The organism is Streptomyces enissocaesilis (assembly GCF_039533765.1).
GTDB classification, from domain to species: Bacteria; Actinomycetota; Actinomycetes; order Streptomycetales; family Streptomycetaceae; genus Streptomyces; species Streptomyces enissocaesilis.
Genome location: NZ_BAAAUD010000047.1, coordinates 34,210 through 57,673 on the forward strand (window position 1 = coordinate 34,210; position 23,464 = coordinate 57,673).

Below are 23,464 nucleotides of genomic sequence, written 5' to 3' on the forward strand. Positions count from 1 at the left end.
AAGGGAGGGGGCGGGTGCAGCACCCGTCAGCCCCCGGAGAGTTGAGCGACATCTGAGGTTCCGGCGGAGGGCGCCCGGTCGGGGGCGGCCGGGGCCGCCGGGGCGACGGTGACCGAGAGGAACGTCGCGGCGAGCGCGCTCACGCCGAACAGACCGGCGGCGAGCTGCCTGCGGGCGCGGTCCGTGGGGCCGGGGGCGGCGGGGAGGGGTCTGCGGTGACGGGCCATCAAGGGTCCTCGGGATTCGGAACTCGAAGTAATAAGAAGCCGACGTGATCAGAAGCTGAAGCGATCAGAAGCTGAAGTACTCGGAATGGATGCGTTCGGCGGGTACGCCGGCCCTGGTCAGTGCGGCCACGGCGGTTTCGGCCATGCGGGGCGGACCGCACAGGTAGACGTCGTGTCCGGCGATGTCGGGGACGAGGGCGCGCAGCGCCTCGGGGGCGAGCGGGTCGAAGACCGCGCCGGACGGGCCGAGGAGGTAGTGCAGTCCCGCCCTGCGGGTCCTGGCGATCTCCTCCAGTTCCTCCTTGAGGACCAGCTGGTCCGCGTTGTGGGCCCGGTAGAGGAGGGTGATGTCGCCGGGGCCGCCGGGCAGCGTCTCGAAGAGCGCGCGCAGGGGTGTGATGCCGACGCCGCCCGCGAGCAGCAGCACCTTGCGGCACGTGCGCCTGTGCGCGGTCAGGGCGCCGAACGGGCCGGTGGCCAGGACGCGCGTCCCCGGCCTGAGGCGGCGGATACGGCGGGTGTGGTCACCGGCCGCCTTGACCGTGACGCGCAGGATGTCGTCGCGTACGGGTGCCGACAGCGAGAACGGCAGCGCGGTGTGCCAGATCCTGCGCTGGAGGAACCGCCAGCGGAAGAACTGCCCCGGCTCGGCGCGCAGTGCGTCGACCCCGATGCCCTGCACGAGGACGGACACCACCTCGGGCCCCTCGGTCCGCACTTCGACGACGCGCAGGCTGTGGCGCAGGGCCTGGCGTACGGGCACGATGCCCCGGTACCAGACCAGGAGGACGGCGACGCTGGCGTGCATCATCGCCCACAGCCAGACCGTCAGCGCGCTGCCGGCGACATCGGGGCCGACGAGCTGGTGCGCGAAGGCGAGCGCGGCACCGAGGTAGGTGAGCAGGTGGACGGCGCGCCAGGTCTCGTGCGGGAGCCGGCGGCGTACCGCACGGGCCGAGGTGACGCCGACGGCCACCAGCAGGACCGTTCCCGCCGTCGCGGTGGCGATCGCGCCGTACCCGAGGAGGCCCTCGACCGTGGCGAAGAGGCCGGTGCCGGAGTGCGCGGCGTACCCGCAGAAAGCGAGCAGGGCGTGGCCGAGGCAGAGGGACAGGACGTACCGGCCGCCGAGGACGTGCCAGCGGGCGAGCCGGTCGGCGCCCACGCCGTGCTCGACGGCGGGGACGCGGGCCATCAGCAGGAGCATGACGAGGACGCCGTAGCCGGCGAGCAGTCCGGTGAGATGCGCGCCGGTCGCGAACAGCACGTCGAGGCGCGCGGACGGCGCCGCCTGCACCCCCCACATCCCGCCGACGGCCCCCGCCCCGGCGACGATCCCCGTCCGCATGCTCCGGGGCCCGACACGCACGGTCGTACCGACGCCCGGCGCGGCGGCGGCAGCGGCATACGGACCGGGGCCGTCGGCGGCCGGGCCGGGAGCCGCTGCCGTTGCCGGGGGACGCGGGGGGCGGGGCGGAACCCCGGGCGTCGGGAGTGTCCCCGGGGCCGGGGACGGAGGACCCCACGGTGCGCCCGGACCGGGGGCCCTGGCAGCGTCCCGGCCGGCCGACGGCGCACTTCCGGCCCGTTCCTTCCCGGGGACGGCCGCGCGGCGGCGGCGACGCGTACCGGAAGCCGGCCCGCCGGTGGCCCCCTCCGCCCGCGACAGGTACGCCGACAACGCCGGGTACACCTCGTGCGGCACCTGCGGCACCCGCGGCGGCTGCTGTGTCTGCTGTGTCTGCTGCGGATCCGTCCGCGGGGCGGTCCGGAGGTCGGTCTGCGGGTAGGTGGCCTCGAACGTCACGCTCGCCAAAGTAGGCGCAGCCGTGCTCCCGAAAGCGCTGGTCAGGCGCCGGCGCATGATCCTTAAGGCCGCCTTGAGGATCGGCTGACCGGTAATTAAGCCGCGGCGCCCGTCCCGAGTGAGGGATCACGCCGGCCTCCCGCCCCTCACAGCGCGGGGCGGGACGCGCTGAGCGCAGCGTTCCCCACGGGAAACAGGCGGGATGCGGCCGGGTAACACCGCCCCCGCAGGCTGTGGTCATGAGCAAGGACATCGTGGTGATCGGCGGCGGGACGGCAGGTGCCCGGCTGGCCCGGCAGCTGACCCGCCGGCCCCTCCCGGCGGCCGGGCCGGCGGGGGAAGCCGCACCGGCGGTCACCGTCATCGGCGAGGAGGAGCACGCCCCGTACAACAGGGTGCTGCTCGCCGAGGTCCTCGCCGGGCGCTACGGTCCCGACGTCATCGCGCTGCCCGGCACGCCGGTACGGCGCGGGGTGCGGGTGGTCCGTATCGACCGCGCCGAGCGCGTGGTGCAGTGCGACGACGGCAGCGTCGTCCCGTACGGCACGCTGGTCCTCGCGACCGGTTCGAACCCGGTCCTGCCGCCGTTGCGCGGTCTCGGCGCCGAGCTCCCGGACGGCGTCCACCCCTTCCGTACGCTGGACGACTGCCTGGCACTCGCCGCCGCCGTGCGCGCCGGCACCCGCGCCGTCGTCATCGGCGGCGGCCTCCTCGGTGTCTCGGCGGCCCGCGCGCTCGCGGAACGCGGCGCCCAGGTAGTCCTGGCCCAACAGGGCGAACACCTCATGCAGCGCCACCTCGACCCGGCCGCCGGCGAACTGCTGCGCGGCCATCTGGAAACACTGGGCGTCGAGGTCCACACGGAGTGCCGGGTGCGCGGCCTGCGCTGCGAGGCGGGGGCCGTGCGGGCCGTCGAACTCGCCGACGGCTACGCCCTCGACGCGGATCTCGTCGTCCTGGCCTGCGGTGTACGCCCCCGGGTCGGCCTCGCGCAGGCCGCGGGCCTGGACGTGCGGCACGGCATCGTCGTGGACGACGAGCTGCGCACCTCGGACCCGCACATCCGCGCCATCGGCGACTGCGCCGAGCACGACGGCCGTGTGTACGGCCTCGCGGGCCCCGCCCTCGAACAGGCCGACGTCCTGGCCGCGCTGCTGCTCGCCCCGGCCGCCGCGCGCCCCACGCAGCCGGCGAGCCACGCCGAGGCCGTCGCGGCAGCGGTGTCCGCCGGGCCCGCCGGGGCGGTCACCGGCCCCGCGAGCGCTCCCCCGCCGCGCTACACCGGCACCCGTGCCCTCACCCGGCTCACTCTCCACAGCGGCGGCACCGGCGCCGTCGCCGGGTCGCTGGACCTCGCCGCCTTCGGCGAGACGAATCCACTCCCCGGCGACGACGTCGTCCGCCTCGCCGACGCCACCCGTGGCGCGTACCGGAAGGTCGTCGTGCGCGGCGACCGGCTGATCGGCGGCATCCTGCTGGGCGATCTCGGCGCCGTCGGCGAACTCGCCCGCACCTGGGAGGGCGACGAGCCGCTCCCCTCCACCCCGTTGTTCCATCTGCTTGGAGGCGCCTGAGATGTCCACAACCCCCACGATCGTGGTCGTCGGCCACGGCATGGTCGGTCAGCGCTTCCTGGAGGCCCTCGCGGAGCGGGGCGTCACCGAGCGGGCGCGGATCGTCGTCCTGTGCGAGGAGCCCCGCCCCGCTTACGACCGCGTCCAGCTGACCTCGTACTTCTCCGGCCGCACCCCCGACGATCTCGCCCTCGGCGAGCCCGGCTTCATCGAACGGCACGGCATCGAGCTGCATCTCGACGACCCGGCGACCGCCGTCGACCGCGAGACGCGCACGGTCACCTCGCGCGCCGGACGGACGTTCCCGTACGACGCGCTCGTCCTCGCCACTGGTTCGTATCCCTTCGTACCGCCCGTTCCCGGGAAGGACGCGGAAGGCTGCTTCGTCTACCGCACCATCGAGGACCTCCTGGCGATCGAGGCGTACGCGAAGACGGCGCGCACGGGGGCGGTCGTCGGCGGCGGGCTGCTGGGCCTGGAGGCGGCGGGCGCGCTGAGCGGTCTCGGACTCGCCACACACGTCGTGGAGTTCGCCCCCCGGCTGATGCCCGTCCAGGTCGACGAGGGCGGCGGCGCGGCCCTTCTCCGTACGATCGAGGGCATGGGGCTGACGGTCCACGCGGGCGTCGGCACCCAGGCCGTCACCACCGACGCCGCCGGAGCCGTCAACGGCATGTCCCTGTCGGACGGTTCGACGATCGAGACGGACCTCGTCGTCTTCTCGGCCGGCGTACGGCCGCGCGACCAGCTGGCCCGCGACTGCGGTCTGCCGGTCGGCGAGCGGGGCGGCATCGCGGTCGACGAGCAGTGCCGTACGTCCGACCCCGCCGTGTTCGCGATCGGCGAGTGCGCGCTGGCCTCGGACGGCCGGGTGTACGGGCTCGTGGCGCCCGGTTACGAGATGGCCGAGACGGCCGCCGAAGCGATCACGGGAACGCTGGCGGGGCCGCTCCCGGGAACGGCCGAAAGCGCGCCCAGGGCGTTCACGGGCGCGGACATGTCCACCAAGCTCAAGCTCCTCGGCGTGGACGTGGCCTCCTTCGGCGACGCGCACGGGCACGCGGAGGGCTGCCTGGACGTCACGTACTCCGACTCGCGCTCCGGCGTCTACAAGAAGCTGGTGGTCAGCCCGGACGGCAGGCTCCTCGGCGGCGTCCTGGTCGGCGACGCCGACGCGTACGCGATGCTGCGGCCGCTCACCGGTTCCGTGCCGCCCGTCGCACCGGAACAGCTGATCGCCCCGGCCGGCAGCGGCCAGGTCACCCTCGGCCCGTCCGCCCTCCCCGACGACGCGGTCGTCTGCAACTGCCACAACGTCACCAAGGGCCAGGTCACCGCCTGTTCGTCGCTCCCCGAGGTGAAGAAGTGCACCAAGGCGGGCACGGGCTGCGGCAGCTGCGTGAAGCTGATCGGCCAGCTGCTCCCCCAGACCGGCGACAAGGGCCTGTGCGGCTGCTTCCCGCACACGCGCTCCGAGCTGTACGAGATCGTCCGCACCCTGCGCATCACGTCGTACGCCGCGCTCCTCGACTCGCACGGCCGCGAGGCGGCCCGCGGCGGCGACGGCTGCGAGGTCTGCAAGCCGACGGTCGGCTCGATCCTGGCCAGCCTCAGCAACGGCTACATCCTGGACGGCGAGCAGGCCGCCCTCCAGGACACCAACGACCACTTCCTCGCCAACATGCAGCGCAACGGCTCGTACTCGATCGTGCCGCGCATCCCGGGCGGCGAGGTCACCCCCGAGAAGCTGATCGTGATCGGTGAGGTGGCCCGCGACTTCGGCCTCTACACGAAGATCACGGGCGGCCAGCGCATCGACCTCTTCGGTGCCCGCGTGGACCAGCTCCCCCTGATCTGGACGCGTCTGGTCGACGCCGGCTTCGAGTCGGGTCACGCCTACGGCAAGGCCCTCAGGACGGTGAAGTCCTGTGTCGGGCAGACGTGGTGCCGGTACGGCGTCCAGGACAGCGTCCGGATGGCCATCGACCTGGAGCTGCGCTACCGGGGCCTGCGCGCCCCGCACAAGCTGAAGTCGGCGGTCTCCGGGTGCGCGCGCGAGTGCGCCGAGGCACAGTCCAAGGACTTCGGTGTGATCGCCACCGCGAACGGCTGGAACCTCTACGTCGGCGGCAACGGCGGCGCGACCCCGCGTCACGCCGATCTCCTCGCCCAGGACCTGTCGGACGCGGAGCTCGTCCGTCTCATCGACCGGTTCCTGATGTTCTACATCCGCACCGCGGACCGCCTGGAGCGCACCTCCACCTGGCTGGAGCGCCTGGAGGGCGGCCTGGACCACCTCAGGGACGTGGTCGTCCACGACTCCCTCGGCATCTGCGAACAGCTGGAAGCCCTGATGGCCGATCACGTCTCCGGCTATCGCGACGAATGGGCCGAGACGATCAACGACCCCGAGCGGCTGTCCCGCTTCGTGTCCTTCGTCAACGCGCCCGACGCGCCGGACCCGTCCGTACGGTTCGTTCCCGAGCGCGACCAGATGAAGCCGGACCTGACCGTTCTCACCCTCGAAGGGACCCGTGCCGGATGACCCTGCAACTGCGCATCGACGACTCCTGGTTCACCGCCTGCGAACTGTCCGCCCTCACCCCCGGGCGCGGCGTGGCGGCCCTGTTGCCCGACGGCCGTCAGGCGGCGCTGTTCACGGACCGCGCGGGGCGCCCGTACGCCATCGACAACCGTGATCCCTTCTCCGGCGCCCAGGTCCTGTCCCGCGGCCTGACGGGGTCCGTGAACGGCCGCCCCTTCGTCGCGTCGCCTCTCCTGAAGCAGCGCTTCGACCTGGAGACGGGCCTCTGTCTGGACGACGAGACCGTCACCGTGCAGACGTTCCCCGTACGTGTCGGAGTTAGTTGACCGATCGTTCCAGTAAGGTTAGGGTCCGGGGCGTGGCCAGGACCAAGGAATTCGATCCCGACGCCGCACTGCGGGCGGCCCTGGAGCTGTTCTGGCGGCGCGGTTACGAAGCGACGACCATGGCGGACCTCGTCGCGCACCTCGGCATCGGGCGCGCCAGCATCTACGCCACCTTCGGCAACAAGCACGAGCTCTACCTGAAGGCCCTCGACCGGTACGCCGCCTCCCACGACCCGCGCCTGCTCGGCGAGCTCTCCCGGCCGGGCCCCGCACTGCCGGCCGTGCGGGGGGTGGTGCGCCGGTTCGCCGCCGAGGCCGCCTCCGACGAGAAGCGGCTGACCGGCTGTTTCGTCACCAACACGGCCGCCGAGCTGGCCCCGCACGACGACCCGGCGGCCCGCCGGGTGGAGGCGAGCTGGGGGCACCTGGAGACCCTGCTGCACTCCGCGCTCGTACGGGCACAGGCCCAGGGCGAGCTGCCCGAGGACCGCGATCCGCGGGCGCTCGCCCGCATGCTGCTCGTACTGATGCAGGGACTGCGGGTGGTCGGCAAGGCGTCCGGCGACCCGGCCAGGGTGCGGGACGCGGCCGAGCAGGCACTGACGCTCCTCGGCTGAGTCGCGCACGCCGTTTCGAGACGCCCCCAGGGGCGTCTCTATTTACGCTCCAATAACAGAATGCTCGTTCCAATAAAAGGACGGACTGATCATGACTGCTCGCTTCTCCGGCAGGACCGCCCTCGTCACCGGGGCAGGTTCGGGTATCGGCCGCCGCCTCGCGCTCGCCTTCGCCCGCGAAGGGGCGAACGTCGTCGCGGCGGGGCGCGGCGCCGCGCCCCTCGACGAGACCGTCGCGCTGGCGCGGCAGGCGGGCGGCAGCGCGATCGCGGTGACCGCCGACGTCAGCCGCTCCGAAGACGTCAGGGCGCTCGTCCGCGAGAGCGTCGAGCGCTTCGGCGGCCTCGACGTCGCTGTCAACAACGCCGGCGTCTTCCGGGGCGGCGGGCCCGTCGCCGAGCTGTCCGAGGACGACTGGCGCACGCTCCTCGACATCAACGTCACGGGCGTACTCCTGTCGATGCAGGCCGAGATCGACGCGATGCGCACCCAGGAGGGCGGCGGCGCGATCGTCAACATCTCCTCCAACCTCGGCGCCCACCTGCGCGTCCCCGGCGTCGCCGGTTACCTCGCCTCCAAGGCCGCCGTCTCCGCCCTGACCCGCGCCGCCGCCCTCGACCACATCCAGGACGGCGTCCGGATCAACGCGGTCAGCCCGGGCGCCACCGCCACCGCCATGTCGCTGCGGCCCGGCGAGAGCGAAGCGGAGCGAGCCGTCCGCATGAAGGACGAGTCGCCGCTCGGCCGGGTGTCGACGACCGACGAGGTGGCCGCCGCCGTGCTGTACCTGGCCTCCGCCGACGCCGCGTCCGTCGTCGGCACCGACCTCGTCATCGACGGGGGCGCCTCCGCCTGACGGCCACCGGTCCCCCGGCCGCGTGCGGCAGCAGGGCGCGGCCACGAGGCCGTGGCCGCGCCCTGGACGCCGGACGACGCGGCGGGCGATCCGCCCCGCTCAGCCCTGGCCCGCGACCGCCGACGGGTCCATCCAGACGACCTCCCAGGTGTGCCCGTCGGGGTCCTGGAAGGAACGGCCGTACATGAAGCCGTGGTCCTGGGGCTCGTTCGCGGGGGAACCGCCGGACGCGAGGGCCGTGTCGGCCAGTTCGTCGACCTTCTCCCGGCTGTCGGCGCTGAGCGCGAGCAGGACCTCCGTGGTCCGGCTCGCGTCCGCGATCTCCTTCTTCGTGAACTCCTTGAAGCGCGGCTCGGTGAGCAGCATGGCGAAGATCGTGTCGCTGATCACCAGGCAGGCGGTCTTGTCGTCACTGAACTGCGGGTTGAAGGAGAATCCGAGCTTGCCGAAGAAGGACTTCGTGGTGTCGAGGTTCTTCACCGGCAGGTTCACAAAAATCATCTGAGGCATGAGCCGTGTTCTCTCTTCTCTCACCGGCGGTGCGGGTCCGCCGCCGTGCCGTCGTTGCCATGTGCAGGGGTAGACCCGGGCCGCACGCGAAACTCATCGCTCGAACGGAAGATCGCGGAGAAGAAGCGGAGAAGAACCGAGGGACTACGCGCGGAGCTCTTCCGCCGCGTCCGCGACCCGGCCGATCAGCCGCAGCAGCGTCTCCCGCTCCCCCTCGTCGAGGGGGGCGAGGAACACCCGGTTCATCCGGGTCGTCCGGGTCACCAGCCTGCGGTGCACCGCGGCGCCCTCGTCCGTCAGCCTGAGCACGCTGCGCCGGCCGTCCCGCGGGTCGCGCTCCCGCTCCAGCAGGCCGCGCCGTCCGAGGCGCGCCACCAGGTCCGCGATGGTCGAGCGGTCGAGGTGGACGTGCTCGCCCAGGGCGCGCTGGTCGATGCCCGGCTTCCCGGCCAGCGCGTTGAGCACGGCGAACTGCGGCGACGTGGTCTCCTCCGAGACCATCGTGGTCCACAGCAGGGTGTGCGCCTGCTGGAGCCGCCGGGCGAGGTGGCCGGGGTGGGTGCTCAGATCGACCGCAGCCATGCGGGCCTCCTGCAATCGCGGGTGATGCTCTGTGTACTGAGTCATTGACGTGGGAGTAACTCGGTGGAATTGTACGGCCTCGACGAGAAACTAGTCAGTGCACTGAGCAACTCGTGGAGTGAGTGACGATGGCCGACATACGCAGCCTGCACGACGCCGTGGCGGACCTCGTCCATGACGGGGACACCCTCGCCATGGAGGGCTTCACCCACCTGATCCCGTACGCCGCGGCGCACGAGGTCATCCGCCAGGGCATCACCGACCTGACCCTCGCCCGGATGACTCCGGACGTCGTCTACGACCAGCTGATCGGCGCCGGGCTGGTGAAGAAGCTGATCTTCTCCTGGGGCGGCAATCCGGGCGTCGGCTCCCTGCACCGCTTCCGCGACGCCGTCGAGAACGGCTGGCCCCGCCCCCTGGAGCTCGACGAGCACAGCCACGCCGGCATGGCCAACCGTTACGTCGCGGGCGCGTCGCGCCTGCCGTTCGCCGTACTGCGCGGCTACCGCGGCTCCGACCTCGCCACCCGTACGGACACGGTCTCCTCCGTCACCTGCCCGTTCACCGGCGAGGAGCTGGCCGCCGTCGCCGCGCTCAACCCCGACGTCACCGTCATCCACGCCCAGCAGGCCGACCGCGACGGAAACGTCCAGCTGTGGGGTCTGACCGGTGTGCAGAAGGAGGCCGCGCTGGCCGCCGACCGGGTGCTGGTGACGGTCGAGGAGATCGTCGACGAGCTGACGCCCCGGCCCGGCGGCGTGGTCCTGCCGACCTGGGTCGTCGACGCGGTCGCGGTGGTGCCGGGCGGCGCCCATCCGTCGTACGCCACCGGATACACCGTGCGCGACAACGCCTTCTACCAGGCGTGGGACCCGATCGCCCGGGACCGCGACACGTTCGCGCAGTGGCTCGACACGCAGGTGCGGACCGACACCGTACGAACCGAAGGGGCTGCCGTCCGATGACGACCACCGAGGAGTCCACCGGCTCCACCGGCTTCACCCGCGACGAGCTGATGGAGGTCAACGCCGCCCGCGCGCTGGCCGGGGCGCGGACCTGCTTCGTCGGCATCGGACTGCCGTCCACCGCCGCCAACCTCGCCCGCCACACCGTCAACCCCGGCCTCGTGCTGATCTACGAGTCGGGAACGATCGGCTCCAAGCCGACCCGGCTGCCGCTCTCCATCGGCGACGGCGAACTGGCCGAGACCGCCGACGCGGTGGTGCCCGTGCCCGAGATGTTCAACTACTGGCTCCAGGGCGGCCGGATCGACGTCGGCTTCCTCGGCGCGGCCCAGGTCGACCGTTTCGCCAACATCAACACGACGGTCGTGGACCGGGGCCCCGACAAGCCGGAGGGCCGCCTTCCGGGCGCGGGCGGCGCACCCGAGATCGCGTCGAACTGCGGCAAGGTACTGATGGTGCTGCGCCACTCCACCCGCAACTTCGTGCGCAAGCTCGACTTCGTCACCACGCTCGGCCACGGCTCCGGCCCCGGCGACCGCAAGGAGCTGGGCATGCCGGGCGCGGGCCCGGTCGCCGTCATCACCGACCTCGGCGTCCTGCGCCCCGACCCGGCCACCGCCGAGCTCGTCCTCACCGAACTGCACCCCGGCGTCACCGTCGGACAGGCACGGGCCGCCACCGGCTGGGAGCTGAGGACCGCCGGCACGGTCGGGGTCACCGAGCCCCCGACGCCCGCCGAACTGGCCGCCCTGCGCGCCCTGAAGTCCGCAGGAAAGGACCCCGTCTGATGCCTCTCACCCAGTCCGACATCGACGGCGAGCTCGCCGGGATCCGAACCGGCTACGAGAGGGCCCGCGCCGCGGGGGCCCCGGCCGCGCACCACCCGCCGCGCGACTTCCCGCCGTACCGCAGCAGCCTCCTGCGCCATCCGAAGCAGCCGCTGGTGGCCGTGGACGGGGACCCCGAGACCGTCGAGCTCTCCGGCCCCGTCTTCGGCCGCACCGACGTCACCGCACTCGACCACGACCTGACCCGGCAGCACGCGGGCGAGCCGCTCGGCGAGCGCATCACCGTCTCCGGGCGGCTGCTCGACAGCGCGGGCCGGCCGGTGCGCGGCCAGCTCGTCGAACTGTGGCAGGCCAACGCCTCCGGCCGGTACGCCCACCAGCGCGACCAGCACCCGGCGCCCCTGGACCCCAACTTCACGGGCGTGGGACGGGTCCTGACGGGCGACGACGGCTCGTACAGCTTCACCACCGTCAAGCCGGGCGCCTACCCGTGGCGCAACCACGAGAACGCGTGGCGCCCCGCCCACATCCACTTCTCGCTCTTCGGCTCGGCCTTCACGCAGCGCCTGGTCACCCAGATGTACTTCCCGGGCGACCCGCTCCTCGCGTACGACCCGATCCTCCAGTCGGTGACGGACGAGGCGGCGCGCGCCCGGCTCGTCGCCGCGTACGACCACTCCCTCTCCCGCCCCGAACGGTCGCTGGGCTACCGCTGGGACATCGTCCTGGACGGCCCGTCCGCCACCTGGACCGAGGAAGGCCGCTGATGCCGTACCTGCCGCCCACCCCTTCGCACACCGTCGGCCCCTTCTACGGGTACGCCCTGCCCTTCCCGGGAGGCGGCGACATCGCCCCGGCCGGCCGGACGGACGCGATCACGCTGCACGGGTACGTCCACGACGGCGCCGGGGAGCCGGTCCCGGACGCGATCGTCGAGTTCTGGCAGGCGGGTCCGGACGGCTCCCTGGCCGGCGCGCCCGGGTCGATGCGCCGCGACCCCGTGACCGGCGGTTTCCTCGGCCGCAACGGTGTCGACTTCACGGGCTTCGGCCGGGTCCCGACGGACGCGGACGGCCACTACACCGTCCGCACCCTTCCCCCGGGGGGTCCGTCCACGCCGTACATCAGCGTGTGCGTGTTCGCGCGCGGCCTGACCCATCACCTCTTCACGCGCGCGTACCTGGCGGACGGACCGGACGCGCTGCTCGCCTCGCTGACTCCCGAGCGCCGCGCGACACTGATCGCCCGACCGGAGCCCGACCGCGACCGCACCCACCGCTTCGACATCCGCCTCCAGGGCGGGGAGGAGACGGTCTTCCTTGACTTCGCCTGACGCGCCCGACCACGGACTGCTCGCTCCCGTACGCGCCGGAACCGCGGCCGAGACCGCGACCGGTGACGTGGCCCTCCTCCAGGCGATGCTGGACGCGGAGGCGGCGCTGACCCGGGCGCAGGGCCCCGACTGGGCGGGCGAGGCGGTCACGGCGGCGGCGCGGGCCGACCGGTTCGACGTACGCGGCCTGGCACTGCGGGCCAGGTCCGGCGGCAACCCGGTGATCCCACTGGTGGCCGGCCTGACGGCGGCGGCGGGCCCGGAAGCGGCGCCGTACGTGCACCGGGGAGCGACGAGCCAGGACATCGTCGACACGGCGACGATGCTGGTGGCCGCGCGCACGCTCCCCCTCATCACGGCCGACCTGTCCCGCACGGCGGCGGCCCTCACCACCCTGGCGGCGGAACACCGGGACACCCCCATGCCGGGCCGCACCCTGACCCAGCACGCGGTCCCCACCACCTTCGGCCTGAAGGCGGCGGGCTGGCGTTCCCTGGCGATGGACGCCACCGACCGCCTCCAGTCCCTGCGCCTCCCCGTACAACTGGGCGGAGCGGCAGGCACGCTCGCCGCCTTCGGCCGGACAGCCCCCGCTGACGCCTGCACGGTGCCGGAAGGGGACGTGCCGGGGCACTCCCCGCAGGGCGCCGAACGCGACCACCCCGACCACACCGACGTACCCGAACGTCCGGCGCCCGAGGAGACGCCCCGGCACGGCACCGGCCCCGAAGCCCCCGCGCCCGCACTGCCCCAGGAACCAGAGCCAGAACCACCCCCCGTACCCGCCGACCCCGCCCTCGCCCTCCTCACCGCCTACGCCGCCGAACTGAACCTGGCGGCGCCCACCCTCCCCTGGCACACCCTCCGCACCCCCGTCGCCGACCTCGCCACCGCCCTCGCCTTCACCTGCGCGGCCCTCGGCAAACTGGCCACGGACGTCCTCACCCTCTCCCGCACCGAGATCGCCGAGCTCTCCGAAGGCGCCGGCGGCGGCTCCTCCGCCATGCCCCACAAGGCCAACCCGGTCCGCTCCACCCTGATCGCCTCCGCCGCCCACCAGGCCCCCGCCCTGGCCTCCGTACTCCTCGCCTCCCTCGCCTCCGCCGGGGACGAGCGCCCCGCGGGCGCCTGGCACGCCGAGTGGCAGCCCCTGCGCGAGCTCCTGCGCCTGGCCGGCGGCGCGGCCGCCCACGCGGCCGAGCTGACGGAGAACCTCCGCGTCCACCCGCGCCGCATGCGCGAGAACCTCGACCTCACCCATGGCCTGATCGTCAGCGAACGCGTCGCCGCGGCCCTGGCCCCCGCCCTCGGCCGGGCCCGTGCCAAGGAACTCCTCACCGAGGCATCACGGCGCACCGCCGCGGAAGGCATCCCCCTGTCCGAGGCCCTCTCGGGCGCACTCCCCCCCGACCGGCTGGCGGAACTCACCGACCCCACGCACTACACCGGTTCCGCGGCGGCCCTGGTGGACCGCGCCCTGGAACGGAAACCGGAGCACCCCCATGCCTGACACCCACCCCCTCGCCCTCCCCCACCTGCGCCTGGACGGCCCGGAATCCGGCATCCCCCTGATCCTCGGCCCCTCCGTGGGCACCTCCCTCGCCGTCTGGGAGCCCCAGCTCGCCGCCCTGGCCCGCACCCACCGCGTCCTGCGCTGGGACCTGCCGGGCCACGGCTCCACCCCCGCCGGTCTGGTCCCGCTGGACGGCACCGCGACCGTCGCCGACCTCGCGGCGCTCGTGCTGCGGGCGGCCGACGGGCAGGGCTGGGAGACGTTCGCGTACGCCGGCATCTCCATCGGCGGCGCCGTCGGGCTCCACCTGGCGACGCACCACCCCGAGCGGATCACCTCCCTCGCCGTGGTCTGCTCGTCGGCACGGTTCGGCGACCCCGCCGCGTGGCACGAGCGCGCCGGTCTCGTACGTACGCAGGGCACCGAGGCCATGGTGGCGAGCCGCCCGGGCACCTGGTTCGCTCCCGCGTTCGCCACGGCGCCGATCGCTCGCACCCTCATCGACGACCTGCGGGCCGCCGACCCGGCCGGCTACGCGGCCTGCTGCGACGCCCTCGCGGCGTACGACCTGCGCGGCGCGCTCCCCACGGTCGCCGCACCGACCCTGGTCGTCGCCGGCCGCGACGACCCGGCCACGCCGCCCGCGCACGCCCGCGAGATCGCCGACGCCATCCCCGGGGCGAGCCTGCTGGAAATCGCCGGCGCGGCCCATCTGGCGGGCGTGGAGAAGCCGGAGGCGGTGACCGCCGCCCTGCTCGCCCACTTCGCCCCGGACCCGCCGCCCGCGGCCACCGACGCCTCCCGCCACGCGGCGGGCATGCGGGTGCGCAGATCCGTCCTGGGCGCGGCCCACGTGGACCGCGCGATCGACCGTACGACGCCGTTCACGGCCCGCTTCCAGGACTTCATCACGCGCTACGCCTGGGGCGAGATCTGGACGAACGACACCCTGGACCGGCGCACCCGCAGCTGCGTCACGCTCACCGCACTCGTCGCCCACGGCCACGAGGCGGAGCTGGCGATGCACGTACGGGCCGCGCTGACCAACGGTCTGACCAGGGAGAAGATCGGCGAGGTCCTGCTCCAGACGGCGGTGTACTGCGGAGTCCCGGCGGCGAACGCGGCGTTCGCGGTGGCGCAGGACGTCTTCGACGACCTCGACTCCGACGACTGATCACCTCCCGCTCACCGGTTGTTGATGCACTGTCAATTCGAGAGCCTTACGTTCCGAGGTCACAGTCCCGGTACCACCCCACCCTGGAGTGACACATGGAACGTCGTAGCTTCCTGCGCGGCGCTGTCATCGGCACCTCCGTCACCGCCTTCGGCGGCACCCTCTGGCGCGGCGCCGCGTACGCCGCCCCCGCGCAGCCCGGCACCGGCCCCTACGGGGCGCTCGGCTCCCCCGACGCCAACGGCCTGCGCCTGCCGTCCGGCTTCACCGGCCGGGTCGTCGCCCGCTCCGGCCAGAAGGTCGGCTCCACCGCGTACACCTGGCACAACGCGCCGGACGGCGGCGCCTGCTACGCGGACGGCACCGGCTGGATCTACGTCTCCAACTCCGAGATCAACCCCTCCGGCGGCGCGGGCGCGATCCGCTTCTCCTCGACGGGCGCGATCACCGGTGCGTACCGGATCCTCTCCTCCACCCGCCAGAACTGCGCGGGCGGCAAGACCCCGTGGAACACCTGGCTGTCCTGCGAGGAGGTCGATCGCGGGTACGTCTACGAGACCGACCCGTGGGGCGTGAAGGCCGCCGTACGCCGCGACGCGATGGGCCGCTTCAAGCACGAGGCCGCCGCGGCCGACCCCGTACGCAGGACGATCTACCTCACCGAGGACGTCACCGACGGCTGCTTCTACCGCTTCACGCCCACCACCTGGGGCGACCTGTCGGCGGGCAGGCTCGAAGTCCTGAAGATGGGTTCGGGTACGTCCGGACCGGTCACCTGGGCCACCGTCCCGGACCCGAGCGGCGCCACGACCGCCACCCGCAACCAGGTCTCGGGCGCCAAGCGCTTCACGGGCGGCGAGGGCTGCTACTACGCCGACGACACGTGCTGGTTCACCACCAAGGGCGACAACCGCGTCTGGCAGTACAACGCGGCGGCGCAGACCATCGAGCTCGCCTACGACGACTCGCTGGTGAGCGGCACCGCCCCGCTGACGGGCGTCGACAACGTCACCGGCACGTCCTCCGGCGACCTGTTCGTCGCGGAGGACGGCGGCACCATGGAGATCTGCGTGATCACCCCCGACGACGTCGTCGCGCCCTTCCTGCGGATCGACGGGCAGTCGGGTTCCGAGATCACGGGCCCGGCGTTCTCGCCGGACGGCAAGCGCCTGTACTTCTCCAGCCAGCGCGGCACGAGCGGCAGTTCCTCGGGCGGCATCACGTACGAGGTGACGGGCCCCTTCCGCAGCTGACGGCCCGGGACGGGCCGGCCGCCCCCGTGCGGCCGGCCCGCGCCCGCGTCACCGCAGCGCTTCCGCCGTGGCGCCGCCCCGCAGGAGGGCGGCGCCCAGTGGCGTCAGGGTGTGCAGGACCGCGTTCCCGTGGCGCAGGGTCACGACGAGGCCCGCCTCGCGCAGTACGCACGCGTGCTGGCTCGCCGAGGCGAGCGACACCCCGGCCCTGCGGGCGAGTTCGCTCGTCGTACAGCCGCCGCCGATGGCCGCGAGGACCGCCGAACGGGTCTGGCCGACCAGGCGGCCCAGGGGCGGGCCCGGGTCGTCCGAAGGGGCCGGGGCCTCGGCGTGGGTCACCGGGTAGACCAGGACGGGCGGCAGGTTCGGGTCGCGGTAGACGACCGGGGTGCCGCGGCAGAAGAACGAGGGCTGGAGCAGCAGGCCCCGGCCGCGCAGATACAGGTCCCGGTCGACCGGATAGTCGGCCTCCAGGACCGGCGGACGCCAGCGCAGCATCGGCGGGAGCGAGGCGAGGAGTTCGTCCGCGCCGCCGTCGAGCAGGGCGCGGCCCCGGGCCGCCCGGTCGGCTTCGACACGGGCCCGGATGTGCGGCCAGTACGGCTCCACGGCGGCGCGGTGGTAGCCGCGCAGGGCTCCGGCGAGCCGGCCGAGGACGTCGCCCCGGCGCCCGGTGAGCGGGGCGACGCCGTGCCGCGCCAATGCCGCACGGCCCGGCGGAGCCGTACGGTCCGGCCGGTGCGAGGCGGCCAGCAGGACCAGTTCGGCGCGCAGCCGGTCGGAGGCGGTGGCCCGTAGCGCCTCGAGTCCCGCGTCCATGCCGCGCACGCCCTCACGGGGGGTCAGGAAATCCGGGAAATAACCCCTGTTCGGTATCACCGACGCCAGCAGTCGTGTTTCACCATTCAACCGAGTCCGCGATTCCCGGCGCCATTCTCCGAACACCTTGGCACCACGCCGGTCTCTTAATCTGTGAAAACTGAGGACTGTTTCCCATAACGCGTCCGGCCGGTCGGACAGCCGAACCCTCGACAAGTCAACACCGGAGAAATGAACACGCAGCACCGAAGTCCCATCTGTTGCATCCGCAATCGCCCCCGCAGTCGAGTATGCATGCCATCACACGCCGTCACCACGACCTTTCGGCCACAGTTGAAACGCATCGCGCACACCCTGTGCCGAACGAAATGCTGTTCCCCGTCGGGCACGACACCGGAGTCACCGGAAAGGCACAGCGAAGGCCGTGGGGGGCTTCGCCGGGTCTGGCGGCGGTTGGCGAAGGTAGCGGTTCGGTGTCCGGCGAGGTATCAGGATGCGGTCGGCGGGTGGGGATCCGGCGACCGCATCCTGCCTTGATTTCAGCAGAGAATGGCGGAATTCAACTGCTGTTGCTTTCTGTTGTTTCCTGAACTTCCCGTCGTCGGCACTTCCCGTCGCCGGCACAGCAGAGCGGCGGCACAACAGAGCGGCGGCACCTCCGCACGAGGTGCCGCCGCTTCTTTGTTGCGCCGGAGCCGTTGCCGGTTCGTTCGAGGGTTGGGGGTGAACCGACGGCGGCCCCGGTGGTCCCGCTAGCGCGAGTCGCTGCCCGTGGACTGCGCCGCCGCGCGGCCCGCCTCCAGGCGCGCCACCGGGATCCGGAAGGGCGAGCAGGAGACGTAGTCCAGGCCCACCTCGTGGAAGAAGTGCACCGACTCCGGGTCACCGCCGTGCTCGCCGCAGACGCCGAGCTTCAGGTCGGGGCGCGTGGCGCGCCCGGCCTCGACGGCGGAGCGCACCAGCGCGCCGACGCCGTCCCGGTCGATCGTCTCGAACGGGGAGACCCCGAAGATGCCCTTCTCCAGGTACGCCGTGAAGAAGCTCGCCTCGACGTCGTCGCGGGAGAAGCCCCACACGGTCTGGGTGAGGTCGTTCGTACCGAAGGAGAAGAACTGCGCGGCCTCGGCGATCTGGCCGGCGGTCAGCGCGGCGCGCGGCAGCTCGATCATCGTGCCGATGGTCAGCTTCAGCTTCGTGCCGGTGGCGGCCTCGACCTCGGCGATGACCTGGTCGGCCTCCTCGCGGACGATCTCCAGCTCCTGGACCGTGCCGACGAGCGGAATCATGATCTCCGCGCGCGGGTCGCCCTTGGCGTTCTTGCGGTGGGCGGCCGCCTCGGCGATGGCGCGGACCTGCATCGCGAACAGACCCGGGATGACCAGACCCAGACGTACACCGCGCAGACCCAGCATCGGGTTCTGCTCGTGCAGCTTGTGGACGGCCTGGAGGAGGCGCAGGTCGTTCTCGTTCGCGTCCTTGCGGGACTCGGCGAGGGCGACGCGCACCGACAGCTCGGTGATGTCGGGGAGGAACTCGTGCAGCGGCGGGTCCAGCAGCCGCACCGTCACCGGCAGTCCGTCCATCGACTCGAACAGCTCGATGAAGTCGGCCTTCTGGAGCGGCAGGAGCGCGCCCAGCGCCTCCTCGCGCTCGTCGTCCGTGTCGGCCAGGATCAGCCGCTCGACGAGCCCGCGGCGCTCGCCGAGGAACATGTGCTCGGTGCGGCACAGGCCGATGCCCTGGGCGCCGAAGCGGCGGGCCCGCAGGGCGTCCTCGGCGTTGTCGGCGTTGGCGCGTACCCGCAGGCGGCGGACGCGGTCGGCGTACGCCATGATCCGGTGCACGGCGGCGACCAGCTCGTCGGCGTCGTCGGCGCCCGCGTGCATGCGGCCCTCGAAGTACTCGACGACCGGCGACGGCACGACGGGGACCTCACCGAGGTACACCTTGCCGGTGGAGCCGTCGATGGAGACGACGTCGCCCTCCTCGACGACGATCCCGCCCGGGGCCGTCATCCGGCGGCGCTTGGTGTCGACCTCGATCTCCTCGGCGCCGCAGACACAGGTCTTGCCCATGCCGCGGGCGACGACGGCGGCGTGCGAGGTCTTGCCGCCGCGCGAGGTCAGGATGCCTTCGGCGGCGATCATGCCGTCGAGGTCGTCCGGGTTGGTCTCACGGCGGATGAGGATGACCTTCTCGCCGGAACGCGACCACTTGACGGCCGTGTACGAGTCGAAGACGGCCTTGCCGACCGCGGCGCCCGGGGAGGCGGCGATGCCGCGGCCGAGCTTCTCGGTCTTCGCCTCCTCGTCGAAGCGCGGGAACATCAGCTGCGCGAGCTGGGCGCCGTTGACGCGCTGGAGCGCCTCGGCCTCGTCGATGAGGCCCTGGTCGACGAGCTGGGTGGCGATGCGGAAGGCGGCGCCGGCGGTGCGCTTGCCGACGCGGGTCTGGAGCATCCACAGCTGGCCGCGCTCGATCGTGAACTCGATGTCGCAGAGATCCTTGTAGTGGGTCTCCAGCGTCTCCATGATCTGCATGAGCTGGTCGTACGACGCCTTGTCGATGCGCTCGAGGTCGGCGAGCGGCACGGTGTTGCGGATGCCGGCGACGACGTCCTCGCCCTGCGCGTTCTGCAGGTAGTCGCCGTACACGCCCTGGTGGCCGCTGGCGGGGTCGCGGGTGAAGGCGACGCCGGTGCCGGAGTCGGGGCCGAGGTTGCCGAAGACCATGGAACACACGTTGACGGCCGTGCCGAGGTCGCCGGGGATGCGCTCCTGGCGGCGGTAGAGCTTGGCGCGGTCGGTGTTCCACGAGTCGAAGACCGCGTTTATGGCGAGGTCCATCTGCTCGCGCGGGTCCTGCGGGAAGTCGCGTCCGGCCTGCTCGGAGACGATCTTCTTGAACTTCCGGACCAGCTTCTTGAGGTCGGCGGCCTCCAGGTCGGTGTCGACCGTGACCTTCTTGGCGGCCTTCGCCTGCTCCAGCGCCTCTTCGAAGAGCTCGCCGTCGACGCCGAGGACGGTCTTGCCGAACATCTGGATGAGACGGCGGTACGAGTCCCACGCGAAGCGCTCGTCGCCGCCGGCCTGCTGGGCGAGGCCGGTGACCGACTTGTCGGAGAGCCCGATGTTCAGGACGGTGTCCATCATGCCGGGCATGGAGAACTTGGCGCCCGAGCGGACGGAGACGAGCAGCGGGTTGTCGGCCTGGCCGAGCTTCTTGCCCATCTTCTGCTCAAGGGCTTCGAGGTGCGCGCTGACCTCGTCGCGCAGGGCGTCCGGCGCCTCGCCGCTGTCCAGGTAGACCTTGCAGGCCTCGGTGGTGATGGTGAAGCCGGGAGGAACCGGCAGCCCGAGGTTGGTCATCTCGGCGAGGTTGGCGCCCTTGCCACCCAGGAGGTCCTTGAGGTTCCTGTTGCCCTCGGTGAAGTCATAAACGAACTTCTGCCCCTGGGGCTCGCTGGCTACCTGGGGTTCTTTGTTTTCCGACACGGGTCTCGACTCCTCGAGGACGCGGTGGCTGCCCTGACGGCGAGGAACATACCCAGATCGAAGGTGCCTGGGTACGTCCACCTGACTGTCATGCGGCCTTAACCACTCGTCCGCCAGCAGATCGAAAGTGATCAGCGCTCCAGGGCCGATCAGTCCTTACGTTCAAGTGTTTTACACATCAACACGCAGCGCATCGAACTTCTCCCATACCGGTAACGGAGAGTGCCGGATGATGTGATCGATTAAAACAAAAGAAGGTGGCACCCAGTGCCACCTTTTGAGAGGTGCAGCCCCGCCTGATGTGCTCATCTGAGCAATGAGCGCATCAGGCGTGGCGAGAATCACGTCACAGATGAGACCCGGACGAGACCCGGATCTCAGCCTCCGGACGTGTCCAGCTCGGCCTCCGCGCTCACGCCCGAGCAGTCGTACGGGTCCTTCAGCCAGCCATCCGGCAGGACAACCCGCCCATTGCCGGACGAACGGCCCCGCGGCCCGTCCGCCCCCTCGGGCCACGGCTGGTCCAGATTGAGCTCGCTCAAGTGAGCGTCCATTTCATCCAGGGATGAGGAGATCGCAAGCTTCTTGCGCATCTCCGAACCGACCGAGAACCCCTTGAGGTACCAGGCGACGTGCTTACGGAAGTCAATGACCCCGCGTGCCTCGTCCCCGATCCACTCGCCGAGCAGCTCCGCGTGCCTGCGCATCACCGCGGCGACCTCGCGCAGCGTCGGAGCCGCGTACGCGTCCGTGCCCTCGAACCCGGCGACCAGGTCACCGAACAGCCACGGCCGCCCCAGGCAGCCGCGCCCGACGACCACGCCGTCGCAGCCGGTCTCGCGCATCATCCGCAGCGCGTCGTCCGCCGACCAGATGTCGCCGTTCCCGAGCACCGGGATCTCCGGCACGTGCTCCTTGAGGCGCGCGATGGCGTCCCAGTCGGCCGTACCGCCGTAGTGCTGGGCGGCGGTCCGCCCGTGCAGCGCGATCGCCGTCACGCCCTCCTCGACCGCGATGCGGCCGGCGTCCAGGAAGGTGATGTGGTCGTCGTCGATGCCCTTGCGCATCTTCATCGTGACCGGCAGGTCCCCGGCGTTGGAGACCGCCTCGCCCAGGATCGCCCGCAGCAGCGGCCGCTTGTACGGAAGCGCCGAGCCGCCGCCCTTGCGCGTCACCTTCGGCACCGGGCAGCCGAAGTTCAGGTCGATGTGATCGGCCAGGTCCTCGCCCACGATCATGCGGACCGCCTTGCCGACGGTGACCGGATCCACCCCGTACAGCTGAATGGACCGAGGGGTCTCGGTCGCGTCGAAGTGGATCAGCTGCATGGTCTTCTCGTTGCGCTCGACCAGCGCCCTCGTCGTGATCATCTCGCTCACGAACAGCCCCTTGCCACCGGAGAACTCGCGGCACAAGGTGCGGAAGGGGGCGTTGGTGATGCCGGCCATGGGGGCGAGCACCACCGGCGGCTGCACGGAGTGCGGGCCGATGGACAACGGGGGAGACAGGGGAAGGGCGGTCGTCATGGCCCCATTGTCCCGTACGACGAGAGTCATTAGTGAGCCGTACTATCGACTCATGCCCGAGCTCAGCCACCGGCGGCGGTCGCTGGTGCTGGCGATCTGCTGCATGAGCCTGCTGATCGTCAGCCTCGACAACACCGCACTCAATGTCGCCCTCCCTTCCATGCGGAGGGAACTGGGCGCGTCGGTCGCCGGAATGCAGTGGACGGTCGACGCGTACACGCTCGTCCTCGCCTCACTGCTGATGCTCGCCGGCTCCACCGCCGACCGGATCGGGCGGCGCAAGGTCTTCAAGGCCGGGCTCGTGCTCTTCACGCTCGGGTCGCTGCTCTGCTCCCTCGCGCCGGACCTCGAATCGCTCGTCGCCTTCCGCATGGTGCAGGCCGTCGGCGGCTCGATGCTCAATCCCGTCGCGATGTCGATCATCACCAACACCTTCACCGAACCGCGTGAGCGGGCCCGCGCGATCGGGGTGTGGGGCGGGGTGGTGGGCATCTCGATGGCCGCGGGCCCGCTGGTCGGCGGAGTGCTGGTGGACTCGGTCGGCTGGCGGGCGATCTTCTGGGTCAACCTGCCGGTCGGGCTCGCCGCGCTGCTGCTGACCGCCCGGTACGTACCCGAGTCGCGCGCCCCGAAGGCGCGCCGCCTCGATCCCGTCGGGCAGCTGCTGGTCGTCGCGCTGCTCGGGTCGCTCACGTACGCGATCATCGAGGCGCCCCTCGCGGGCTGGACGTCGCCGCTCATCCTGACGTTCGCGGGAACGGCCGCGCTGTCCCTCGTGGGGCTCCTCGTGTACGAACCGCGGCGGACGGAGCCGCTGATCGACCTGCGGTTCTTCCGGAGCGCGCCGTTCAGCGGCGCGACGGTGATCGCCGTGTGCGCGTTCGCCGCACTCGGCGGCTTCCTCTTCATCAACACCCTGTACCTCCAGGACGTACGCGGGTTCTCCGCCCTGCGCGCCGGCCTCTGCATGCTCCCCATGGCGGCCCTGACGTTCGTCTGCGCACCGCTCTCGGGAAGGCTCGTCGGCAGCCGCGGACCACGGCTGCCGCTCCTGGTGGCCGGGGTCGCGATGGCGGCGAGCGGGGTGCTGTTCGCCGCCTTCGAGGCGGAGACGTCCACGCCCCTGCTGTTCACCGGTTACGTCCTCTTCGGCCTGGGCTTCGGCATGGTGAACGCGCCGATCACCAACACCGCCGTGTCCGGGATGCCGCGCGCCCAGGCGGGCGTCGCCGCCGCGGTCGCCTCGACCAGCAGGCAGGTCGGCACGACGCTGGGCGTCGCCGTGATCGGCGCGGTGCTCGCGGCCGGGGTGCACGGACGGTCGTACGACGACACCTTCGTGGCGGCGAGCAGGCCGGCCTGGTGGATCCTCACCGGCTGCGGACTGTGCGTACTGCTGGTGGGGGCGCTGACCAGCGGGCCGTGGGCGCTGAGGACGGCGCGGCGGACGGCGGCCCGGCTGGAGGGGGCCGGGACCGGCCGGGACCCGGCGGGCGCGGTGCGCTGAGGACGGGCCGGGCACAGGCGTGGGCCCGGACCGCCGTACGCGGCCCGG

At 72.2% G+C, this 23,464-nt stretch carries 20 protein-coding genes; 13 read left to right on the plus strand and 7 right to left on the minus strand.

Annotated elements, in window-relative coordinates; translation table 11 throughout:
* Positions 1 to 26: 26 nt before the first annotated feature.
* Together ABD374_RS22575 and ABD374_RS22580 are read right to left on the minus strand one after the other, a co-directional pair.
* Positions 27 to 227: a hypothetical protein gene (locus ABD374_RS22575; protein ID WP_344497416.1), complete on the minus strand. Its 201-nt coding sequence runs from the start codon at positions 225 to 227 to the stop codon at positions 27 to 29.
* A gap of 64 nt (positions 228 to 291) precedes the next feature.
* Positions 292 to 1,575 (minus strand): ferredoxin reductase family protein, encoded by a 1,284-nt coding sequence (locus tag ABD374_RS22580; RefSeq protein WP_344497417.1) that lies wholly within the window; start codon positions 1,573 to 1,575, stop codon positions 292 to 294.
* A gap of 698 nt (positions 1,576 to 2,273) precedes the next feature.
* Here ABD374_RS22580 and ABD374_RS22585 point away from each other — a divergent pair.
* The 5 genes from ABD374_RS22585 (at position 2,274) to ABD374_RS22605 (ending at position 7,952) form a co-directional block, all read left to right on the plus strand.
* A complete protein-coding gene (locus ABD374_RS22585) occupies positions 2,274 to 3,608 on the plus strand; it encodes an NAD(P)/FAD-dependent oxidoreductase (protein ID WP_344497418.1) in 1,335 nt (444 codons plus the stop codon).
* 1 nt (position 3,609) lies between these two features.
* Positions 3,610 to 6,153 (plus strand): nitrite reductase large subunit NirB, encoded by a 2,544-nt coding sequence (gene nirB, locus ABD374_RS22590; protein ID WP_344497419.1) that lies wholly within the window; start codon positions 3,610 to 3,612, stop codon positions 6,151 to 6,153.
* A complete protein-coding gene (gene nirD, locus ABD374_RS22595) occupies positions 6,150 to 6,479 on the plus strand; it encodes a nitrite reductase small subunit NirD (RefSeq protein WP_344497420.1) in 330 nt (109 codons plus the stop codon). Before nirB ends, nirD begins: the two co-directional genes overlap by 4 nt.
* A 32-nt stretch (positions 6,480 to 6,511) precedes the next feature.
* The gene (locus ABD374_RS22600; protein ID WP_344497421.1) at positions 6,512 to 7,096 is read left to right on the plus strand and encodes a TetR/AcrR family transcriptional regulator; all 585 of its coding nucleotides are present in this window, start codon (positions 6,512 to 6,514) and stop codon (positions 7,094 to 7,096) included.
* Positions 7,097 to 7,187: 91 nt separating this feature from the next.
* Positions 7,188 to 7,952 carry an SDR family NAD(P)-dependent oxidoreductase gene (locus ABD374_RS22605; protein ID WP_344497422.1) on the plus strand — a complete coding sequence of 255 codons (765 nt, stop codon included), beginning with the start codon at positions 7,188 to 7,190 and terminating at the stop codon, positions 7,950 to 7,952.
* A gap of 99 nt (positions 7,953 to 8,051) precedes the next feature.
* Here the strand turns inward: ABD374_RS22605 and ABD374_RS22610 are convergent, their stop codons facing one another.
* Positions 8,052 to 8,462, minus strand: coding sequence for a VOC family protein (locus ABD374_RS22610; protein WP_344497423.1), 411 nt, complete (start codon positions 8,460 to 8,462; stop codon positions 8,052 to 8,054).
* A 144-nt stretch (positions 8,463 to 8,606) separates the two neighbouring features.
* On the minus strand, positions 8,607 to 9,044 hold the full coding sequence (locus ABD374_RS22615; protein ID WP_344497424.1) for a MarR family winged helix-turn-helix transcriptional regulator: 438 nt from the start codon (positions 9,042 to 9,044) through the stop codon (positions 8,607 to 8,609).
* Between the two features lie 128 nt (positions 9,045 to 9,172).
* On the opposite strand from ABD374_RS22615, the gene ABD374_RS22620 reads away from it, so the two are divergent.
* The 7 genes from ABD374_RS22620 to ABD374_RS22650 all read left to right on the plus strand — a co-directional run bounded on the left by ABD374_RS22620 (position 9,173) and on the right by ABD374_RS22650 (position 16,070).
* Complete coding sequence (locus ABD374_RS22620; protein ID WP_344497425.1) at positions 9,173 to 10,009, plus strand: CoA transferase subunit A; 837 nt, start codon at positions 9,173 to 9,175, stop codon at positions 10,007 to 10,009.
* Positions 10,006 to 10,797 carry a CoA-transferase subunit beta gene (locus tag ABD374_RS22625; RefSeq protein ID WP_344497426.1) on the plus strand — a complete coding sequence of 264 codons (792 nt, stop codon included), beginning with the start codon at positions 10,006 to 10,008 and terminating at the stop codon, positions 10,795 to 10,797. The genes ABD374_RS22620 and ABD374_RS22625 overlap by 4 nt, the downstream gene beginning before the upstream one ends.
* Positions 10,797 to 11,564: a protocatechuate 3,4-dioxygenase subunit beta gene (gene pcaH, locus ABD374_RS22630; protein WP_344497427.1), complete on the plus strand. Its 768-nt coding sequence runs from the start codon at positions 10,797 to 10,799 to the stop codon at positions 11,562 to 11,564. The genes ABD374_RS22625 and pcaH overlap by 1 nt, the downstream gene beginning before the upstream one ends.
* On the plus strand, positions 11,564 to 12,130 hold the full coding sequence (pcaG, locus tag ABD374_RS22635; protein ID WP_344497428.1) for a protocatechuate 3,4-dioxygenase subunit alpha: 567 nt from the start codon (positions 11,564 to 11,566) through the stop codon (positions 12,128 to 12,130). Before pcaH ends, pcaG begins: the two co-directional genes overlap by 1 nt.
* Positions 12,117 to 13,640, plus strand: a complete 1,524-nt coding sequence (locus tag ABD374_RS22640) for a class-II fumarase/aspartase family protein (RefSeq protein ID WP_344497429.1) — start codon at positions 12,117 to 12,119, stop codon at positions 13,638 to 13,640. The genes pcaG and ABD374_RS22640 overlap by 14 nt, the downstream gene beginning before the upstream one ends.
* Positions 13,633 to 14,817, plus strand: a complete 1,185-nt coding sequence (pcaDC, locus tag ABD374_RS22645; RefSeq protein ID WP_344497430.1) for a bifunctional 3-oxoadipate enol-lactonase/4-carboxymuconolactone decarboxylase PcaDC — start codon at positions 13,633 to 13,635, stop codon at positions 14,815 to 14,817. The genes ABD374_RS22640 and pcaDC overlap by 8 nt, the downstream gene beginning before the upstream one ends.
* A 95-nt stretch (positions 14,818 to 14,912) precedes the next feature.
* Entirely contained in the window at positions 14,913 to 16,070 is a 1,158-nt protein-coding gene (locus ABD374_RS22650; RefSeq protein ID WP_344497431.1) for an alkaline phosphatase PhoX, read from the plus strand.
* A gap of 48 nt (positions 16,071 to 16,118) precedes the next feature.
* On the opposite strand, the gene ABD374_RS22655 is transcribed toward ABD374_RS22650, so the two are convergent.
* The 3 genes from ABD374_RS22655 to dusB all read right to left on the minus strand — a co-directional run bounded on the left by ABD374_RS22655 (position 16,119) and on the right by dusB (position 21,909).
* A complete protein-coding gene (locus ABD374_RS22655) occupies positions 16,119 to 17,135 on the minus strand; it encodes an ArsR/SmtB family transcription factor (protein WP_344497432.1) in 1,017 nt (338 codons plus the stop codon).
* 506 nt (positions 17,136 to 17,641) lie between these two features.
* Positions 17,642 to 20,383, minus strand: coding sequence for a pyruvate, phosphate dikinase (ppdK, locus tag ABD374_RS22660; RefSeq protein ID WP_344497433.1), 2,742 nt, complete (start codon positions 20,381 to 20,383; stop codon positions 17,642 to 17,644).
* Positions 20,384 to 20,760: 377 nt separating this feature from the next.
* Entirely contained in the window at positions 20,761 to 21,909 is a 1,149-nt protein-coding gene (gene dusB / locus ABD374_RS22665) for a tRNA dihydrouridine synthase DusB (RefSeq protein WP_344497434.1), read from the minus strand.
* Between the two features lie 52 nt (positions 21,910 to 21,961).
* Here dusB and ABD374_RS22670 point away from each other — a divergent pair, with 52 nt between their 5' ends.
* On the plus strand, positions 21,962 to 23,416 hold the full coding sequence (locus tag ABD374_RS22670) for an MFS transporter (protein WP_344497435.1): 1,455 nt from the start codon (positions 21,962 to 21,964) through the stop codon (positions 23,414 to 23,416).
* Positions 23,417 to 23,464 lie beyond the last annotated feature (48 nt).